4 protein-coding genes are annotated in these 8,217 nt (G+C 47.0%); 2 read left to right on the top strand and 2 right to left on the bottom strand.

Annotated features, from left to right (window positions below; translation table 11 throughout):
* The coding region (locus ENN47_09435) for a hypothetical protein (GenBank protein ID HDP78384.1) at nucleotides 1–488 on the bottom strand (488 nt) is incomplete at its 3' end.
* Between the two features lie 931 nt (nucleotides 489–1,419).
* Here ENN47_09435 and ENN47_09430 point away from each other — a divergent pair.
* Nucleotides 1,420–2,268: a pirin family protein gene (locus tag ENN47_09430; protein ID HDP78383.1), complete on the top strand. Its 849-nt coding sequence runs from the start codon at nucleotides 1,420–1,422 to the stop codon at nucleotides 2,266–2,268.
* Between the two features lie 398 nt (nucleotides 2,269–2,666).
* On the top strand, nucleotides 2,667–7,553 hold the full coding sequence (locus ENN47_09425) for a right-handed parallel beta-helix repeat-containing protein (GenBank protein ID HDP78382.1): 4,887 nt from the start codon (nucleotides 2,667–2,669) through the stop codon (nucleotides 7,551–7,553).
* Nucleotides 7,554–7,638: 85 nt separating this feature from the next.
* On the opposite strand, the gene ENN47_09420 is transcribed toward ENN47_09425, so the two are convergent.
* The coding region (locus ENN47_09420) for an amino acid permease (protein ID HDP78381.1) at nucleotides 7,639–8,217 on the bottom strand (579 nt) is incomplete at its 5' end.

The following is an 8,217-nucleotide window of genomic DNA, read 5'->3' as shown; positions in this document are numbered from 1 at the left end:
TACACTGTGCCAACGGTCTTCTCCAGGATTGAGTCTCCGGCTTTTATGTTTGTTATGTTAACCGTGTCCCCAACGCCTCCGAATATCCTTACGGGCCCTTCAACGTATGGCAGGTAGCGAAACATCAGAAGAGTTTCATAGCTGAAGTACTTTACCTCCGGGGGCGTCCATCCCAGAAAGACAACAGCTTCGTCTTCTCTAAGTCTGAAAGTGAATGGGAAGGTATTATTTACAGTTTGAGAGGGAGCCGGCGGCATATAGTAAACACAGTAAGGCGTATCGGCATTGTTTCCATAACAGCTGGGCGTAATGTAGTTTGAGAATAGGTCGGGCATATCGAATGAGTAGAATGTCCCTTGCTGAACAATGAACCCTTCCGATTCGAGCCGTTCAATAAACGTGTTTATTTTCTCTTCGGTGAAGTAGGGATCGATACAATAAACTATCACCGAAAGCAGTACGAAGAGAAGGATAAGCTGACGTTTCATAATCATACCTCCTTGAATTTCGAGAGATTTTCAGCATATCTCAAAATCGCTTTGGTGGGCTGCTTATGAGATAACTTCTATTCTTTAGATCAGCAGACGTTTCCAATGAGTACGAAATACGTCTTCTTTTTCTAGAAGAAAGTGAGAAAATCGCTGAGCAACTGAGAGCTTTAGGACGAGTTTCGAGAGACTTCTCTTTAGAGTATTGACAGTAGGTAGATACGATTTATTAATGCACTGAAAGGATAACGGGTATGAACAAGGAGAATTCGCAGATAGCAATTTTTGCCGGGCGGCGACTCGTATTCATTGCATCCCTATGGTGTCTTTGACCTCTGGCAAAGCACCTTCTTACCGGTCTGCCTTCTATGAAAAATGAACCTAGATAGTCTCTAGTTCACACCGAAATCTTATCATCATCTCCTGTGAATCCAAAGAGATCGATTCATTATGTACGCAGTGAGCTGCAAGTTTCTCAATTTTCTCTTTCTATGCAAGCTATGGTGTTCCATAAGGCTTGCCCAAAAAATCAACTTTCAGGTTATCTCTCATCTTTTCCCATATTTCTGCGACAATACCACCAAAATTCTTTCTTATAATTTCTTTGAAAATGATTTTTCAGACTATAGACGAGCATGAACCCCGGCATAGAAGCATAGTAAGCGCCAACTGATTACAAGGTACAGCAGAACTGACAGTGGAAACCTTCATGACCTTTCTCACCCCATCCCTTAAAGCCGGACCGGACAAGGTCCGGCCTTCCTGTTGTCTATCTTCTTGTCTAATGAGAATATTCTTGGAGACCTATCTGCGATAATAGATCATTGGATTCAGATGGAAGGTTATTCTGAGATCTGGAGAAACCCTTTTGCGAAAGGCTTTTGAGTACTGATGTATAAGAATCCGCCGTGGAGTGAAGAGGAGGCCTACATTGAGCAGAATACGGAAAATCAGTAAGATCTTGACTGGGAGAGCCGCCGTTGATGGAGCGGGCGTGAAGCTCGTTAGAGTAGTGGGTCACAGAGACGTTGAGGATTTTGATCCGTTTTTGCTGCTGGATGCCTTTGATTCGACAAATCCGGAGGACTACGTTAAGGGCTTTCCATGGCATCCTCATAGAGGTATCGAGACCGTAACTTATCTCGTGAGTGGTATTATCGAGCACGGTGATAGTTTGGGCAACAAAGGCGAAATACTCGACGGAGACTGTCAATGGATGACGGCAGGGTCGGGGATCATTCATCAAGAGATGCCCAAACCGTCGGCACGGTTGCTTGGAGCACAGCTCTGGCTTAATCTACCTGCCAGGGACAAAATGACGAATCCTCAATACGGAGACATAAAGAGTCATGATGTTCCTGCTGTAGATGAAGAAGGTTCAATAGTGCGCGTAATTGCAGGACCTTACAAGAATATCACCGGAGCATTCGAAGGAAGATATGTGAAGGCCAAGTATCTAGATGTGGAGGTCAAAGCCGGAAAAGAGTGGTCATTCGGGACCGGTGATGATATGACTCTCTTCATCTATATACTGCTGGGTAGCGGAAGATTCGATCCTGATGAAGAGGAAGCCATTGACAGCAAGCGAGCTGTTCTCTTTGGCGATGGAGATACCTTCTGGGTGAGGGCAGGAAATGAGGGGATAAGATTCCTGCTGTTTTCAGGGAAACCTCTTAACGAGCCCGTTGCATGGGGAGGCCCGATAGTCATGAACACCAGGGAACAACTGGATGTTGCCTTCCGGGAACTGAGCGAGAACACCTTTGTGAAGCATGAATGAGACCTGCTCGACCATTTATAGAGTAATTATGAAGACAAGTGTTGGCCTAGATGATTGCAGAGAAGATATCATACCCCCATTCAGCAAGAACTCTATGCGTTGATGCCGGCCAGTCGTAACGTGAGTTCATAAGGAACATTGAACGATCACAATGGATCGAACCTAGTCGCGAAACGGGTCTCTTCAGCCGAGGTTGCTTTGTGAAAAGCCATACTCATCAAACATTTGGTCATCCAGGCCTTCCAGATTGTTACTTTAATCAAGAGAGCACTATTCAATCTGCTAAGTATTCTCTCCGCACATATGTATAATCAGTTCATACGATGGCTTTGGCGCGTGACCGGGCCAATCTCCGAGTAGTACTGGCGGCAAAGCCTGGAATACTCTGGAGGTGCTTTATGAAAGCGTTCTGGCTTGTTAGGACTTCGCTGCTGATAATCCTTCTACTTTCGTCAGGGGTGCTTTTTGCCCTGAACTCAGAGACACCTGTTGATGGGTACAAACCTCCCACAGAAGTGTCAGGAACCGTTGCCGAAGATACTGTTTGGACGAGAGATCGAAGTCCGTACTTGGTAAGGTCTACTATCACCGTTTCACCTAATGTGATTCTTACAGTCGAACCGGGGGTAGAGATTTTCATCGTCCAGAATCAGGACTTCATTGTTGACGGAACTCTGAGGGCTGTCGGCAATAAGGAGAACCCGATTGTCTTCACCGGAACTGCTCAGGTACCTGGATGGTGGCGATCTATCAACATTCGTAATGAGGGTTCTGCCTTTCTTGAATGGTGCAAAATCTCCTTTGCGGGGGCTTCAACGGGAGCAGGAATCCTCAAGGCAGGAACGGGTTCTCTGAGACTAACTAACTCAATCATCCGAAGAGTCCGAGGCGATGGTCTCAGAATATCTTCGGGGTACTCTTTTTTCGAAAGCCTGAACAACCTATTCATGTATAACACGAATGGAGTCAGGGTCGGGACAAACTCATCCTTCTTTGACCAGACTTCGAATTTCGTTTCAAACGAAGTAGACATCCATCTTGACGGAGGAACTATCGGCGCGAATGTAAGGTGGGGAGCCGGCGGCGATTATTCCATGATTGTTACCGGGGATGTGACGGTCGGTGTTGGGGCGTCTCTTGAGATAGCTCCGGGAACTGTTGTCAAGTTCAGGCAGAACAACAGGATCTTGGTCTACGGAGAACTTCAGGCAAGAGGAGAAGAGAGTCGGCAGATCTTTTTCACTGATCTGCGTGACGACTCTGTGGGTGGAGATGCAAACGGTGACGGGAAGGAAACTCTACCCGAGAATGGTGGGTGGAGGTCGATCAATATTCTGAACGAAGGCTCAGCCGTTCTTGAGTGGTGCACTCTGGCTTACGGGGGAAGATCAGATGGAGCTACTCTTCTCAAGAGCGGTACTAGTTTTCTAAGAATATCGAATTCAACGATTATTAACGGAGCCGGAGATGGACTAAGAGTAGCGGCCGGGTACTCTCTATTTGAGTCTTCGAACAACTATTTTGGACACAACTCAGTTGGTCTACGGCTGGGGATAAACTCATCTTTCTCAGATCTAACTTCGCGATTTGAAGGTAATGATCTAGATATCCACCTTGACGGAGGCACAATAAACACGAATGTTGTCTGGGGAGTCAACAGCGATTACTCTATGGTTACTAATGGAGATATAACCATCGGTGCAGGCGCTTCATTGGAACTCAAAGCCGGAACCGTGATTAAGATGAGGCAAAACAACAGGATTCTTGTATACGGTCACCTTGAAGCAAAGGGTAGAGAAGACGCTCCCATAAACTTGACCGACTTTCGAAACGATTTAGTTGGCGGAGATGCCAACGGAGATGGCGATGAGACTTCACCGGAGATCGGTTGGTGGCGGAGCATAAGTCTTCTGAACGAGGGCAGCGCGAGTTTCCATTACTGTGTCATTGGTTATCTGGGAGCTAGTGATAGAGCCGGAGTAATCAAGAACAGCACCGGAGTCTTTTCAATGGTGAACAGTACCATACATGATGTTGCGGGTGATGGACTGCGAGTTGACAATGCAGCAGGCGGCACCGAAGTGAGATATTCGACATTGTCTCACAATTCAGGTTCAGGGTTGTATTACAAGACCGACGGAGTTAAGACGGAAGCTTTAGCTATTGTTTCTAATGCCATTGGAATAAGACTTCTTGCCGGCAGTTCGATAGAGGTGGACGAGATAACGTATTTTGGTGAAAATAGCATCGCCGTACAGATTGATCCCGGTACAGTCTCGGGAGATGTAGTGTGGGCGACTCCGGGATATATATCGATTCTGATGAACGGTAGTGTAACTGTTGCGGCCGGAGCGAGCCTCACAGTGAAGCCGGAGACTGTTATCAAGATAGCTCAGAATTCTATGTTTGCCGTCGATGGAAAGCTCATTGCTTTAGGGACCGAGGAATCACCCATCTTTTTCACCGATCTTCGAGACAACAATGTTGGCGGTGAAATACCTGGAGCAGAATCACCGCCGGAGGCCGGCTGGTGGAGATCTATAAGTATCCGCAACGACGGTTCTGCTTACTTCGATTGGTGCAGAATCTCCTATGGCGGTAGATCCGATGGTGGAACGATAGTTAAGAGCGGGACAGGTGCTCTTTCAGTATCGAATTCGGTCATAGCTAATACTTCAGGGGATGGACTCCGTATAGCGGCAGGATACTCTTCATTCGAGCATTTCGACAACCGGTATGTAAGCAATACGAATGGAGTGCGAATAGGTATAGGTTCTTCTTTTGTCGATCAGACAACAACCTTCGAAGGGAATGCGGTCGACATTCACCTCGATGGCGGGACTGTTAACGGAGCGGTAGCCTGGGGATCAAGCAGCGATTATTCTATGATAGTCACGGGAGACGTGAATATCGCAGCCGGGGCTTCACTTAGTATTCATTCCGGTTCTGTCATTAAGTTCAGGCAGAATAACAGAATTATCGTTTACGGAGTTCTAGAAGCGACAGGCAAAGAGAATCTGCCTATCTACTTCACCAATCTTAGGGATGACTCAGTTGGCGGAGATGCAAATAGAGACGGCGAGGAGACGGTTCCGGCTTCTGGCTGGTGGAGATCGATCAGTATTATGACAGATGGTGAGGCAGACTTCGAGATGTGCGTGATCAGATACGCGGGGTATGGAGATAAAGCGGGAGTCTTGAAGAATAGCTCGGGACACGTTTCAATGTCGAATACTCTTGTTGAGCACATTGCAGGAGATGGTTTTAGAGTTGACAACGCAGCCGGCGGGGTTGTGGTTAGAGAATCTACCTTCTCTCATAATTCGGGAGCAGGACTTAACTGCCGGACAGATGGAGTGGTTATTGAGGCATCTTTCTTCGAATCCAACGACATTGGTGTAAGGGCCGTTGCGAACAGCTCGCTGTTGATAGATGAGAGGACACACTTCGCCGAAAACAACCGGGATATTCACGTAGATGCGGGAACCATAAGTGGAGAAATAGTCTGGAGAGTTCCTGAGCATACCGCCCTGTTCTTGAGTGGAAGCACTTCTATTTCCAGAGATGGAAGACTGGAAATACTTGCCGGCACTGTTGTCAAAGTGGCGCAAAATACTTCTATAACAGTTGATGGCGAACTTATCGCTATAGGAACTGAACAATCGCCTGTTCATATAACCGATCTCAGAGATGATTCAGTAGGCGGAGACACGAATAGAGATGCCGAAGCCACCGCGCCGGATAGAGGCTGGTGGAATTCAGTGAACATAAGGGAGTCAGGAAAGGCCAGAATAGATTGGATTACCATAGGGTACTCCCAGAGCGGGATCATTCGTAGCGGATCAGGATCTTTCACACTAACCAATTCTACTATCCATAATGTCACAGGAGATGCGCTAAAGCTTCTCGCCGGGTATTCAAGTCTTGAACTCTCGAACAATTCATTCATAAGTAACGGGACCGGAGTAAGGCTGGCAGTTAATGTCTCTTTCGACGACCAGTTGGCGAGATTCGAAGAAAACGGAACCGATGTATTTGTAGACGGAGGAGTGATAAACTCCGATGTAGTATTCGGCATGAGCAGTGAGTACTCATTCTACGTGTCCGGGGAGTTAACCATTTCGAAGGACGCAATATTGGAAATCAAATCTGGAACAGTTTTGAAGTTTGCTGCCTATAGGGGATTAAGGGTTTCCGGCAGCTTAAAGGCCGCAGGGACTGAGTATGCGCCGATCGTTTTCACCGACTGGCGGGATGATTCATTTGGAGGAGATTCTAATCGTGACGGCGATGATTCTCTTCCTGAACCAGGTTGGTGGAGAGGTATCTACATACAGGAAGAAGGTAGTGCGGAGCTTGAGTGGGCTATCGTTATGTATGCCGGTTACGGGGACAAGGCAGGTCTTTTCAAGACAGGTTCTGGATCATTGATCACCAGGAATGTGTCGGTCTCAAAGACTGCCGGCGATGGTCTTCATCTAAGCAACAGCACTGGATTCATAGAAGTGTTTGAATCTTCGTTCTCTAGGAATTCAACTGGAGTAGGGATCTCCTCGTCGCAGACCGTTCCTATATCTTTCGCTGACTGTATCTTCGAAGAGAACACCATCTATGGTGTAAGAAACGATAGTCAGGTCGAGGTAGTTACTGTAGATTGCTGGTGGGGCGACATTACAGGTCCGCACCATCCTTCTCTCAACTATCGAGGAACGGGGAATTCAGTAAGTGACAATGTGGCGTTCGATCCATGGACAGGAAAAGAAGAGCTTGAATACGAGTTGGATACTGAAGAAACTATGACCGAAGAAGAGGTAATTGGAGAAGTCCCTGTAGCTGAATGGGTAGAGGTTTTCGCCGATGGAATATGTTTTGAGGTTCCGTCGATCTGGTATGACGATTCTCAAGAGTATAGGCGCGAACTGGAGGACGACGAAGATTCGAAGGCCGTCAGCAGATGGTTCGATTCTGAACCTGGCTCGGAGAATGTTTTCTTTGTTATTGCTCGAGTGAGGCCCGAGTTTCTTGAAGGTGAAAAAGAGGAGATCAGACTCTCTATGGAGGTTGTTGAAGAGTCGGAAAGGCTCATTGCCGGTCAACCCGGCATATGGATAGAACTTACAGCGCCCCAGTGGGACGTTGAGAGAACAATCTACTCACATGTCTATCAGCCCGATGATGACGGGTACTGTCTATCGATTGGATTTGCGGCTAAGGTGGGTTTTTGGAGCCAGAATGAACCGATTCTCGAGAGAATTGTGGATACATTGAGATACTGTGTGAACTGAACCACGCCACAGTATGTGTTCGCAAAGCAATCAATGCAGGAAGGATGGCATTGACCGTGTCTTTCAGTCGATAAGTATCTTAGACTCAGTCGTCGAATGCCGATAAGTCGTCTCTGGCGAATGGATTGTCTTTCACACGATTGAGATGTCTCAATCTGAAGGCAAAGTATATTATGCCAATGATTTCCCATACGATGAAGAACAAGAAGAATGAAGCACTGAAATCTGCCCCGACTTGATAAAGAAGAATGAGCAATATCACTATTGAAAACACGGCCCCGAGAACCGGGATTAGGGTGAACCATTTCTTATTAACTATTGCGGGAGCTCTTTCTTTGAGCCTTGGATCATTCTTCAGTCTGAAGACTGCAAACATCGTTGGGACGATCACTGCTATTCCGCCTATTGAAGCGAAGGCGGCAAAGAGATTCAGCCCAGATTCACCGACTGTAAGCAGCGTGATGGAAGACAGAAGCCATATAACGGTCAGGAGAACCCACGGAGTTCCTCTTCTGTTGACTAAACCAAGTTTGGATGGAAAGACTCTCAGCCTGCAGAGCGCAAGCAACGACCTTGTTCCCCACATATAAGTTGCGTTGATTGTTGTTGCGATAGCGAGTATCGGGCCGCCGAATGCGAAGACGTAGAAAAGAAATCCGCTGAG

Source organism: Mesotoga infera (assembly GCA_011045915.1).
GTDB classification, from domain to species: Bacteria; Thermotogota; Thermotogae; order Petrotogales; family Kosmotogaceae; genus Mesotoga; species Mesotoga infera_D.
Note: the sequence above shows the minus strand (reverse complement) of the source record. Positions and strands in the feature narration are given on the sequence as shown.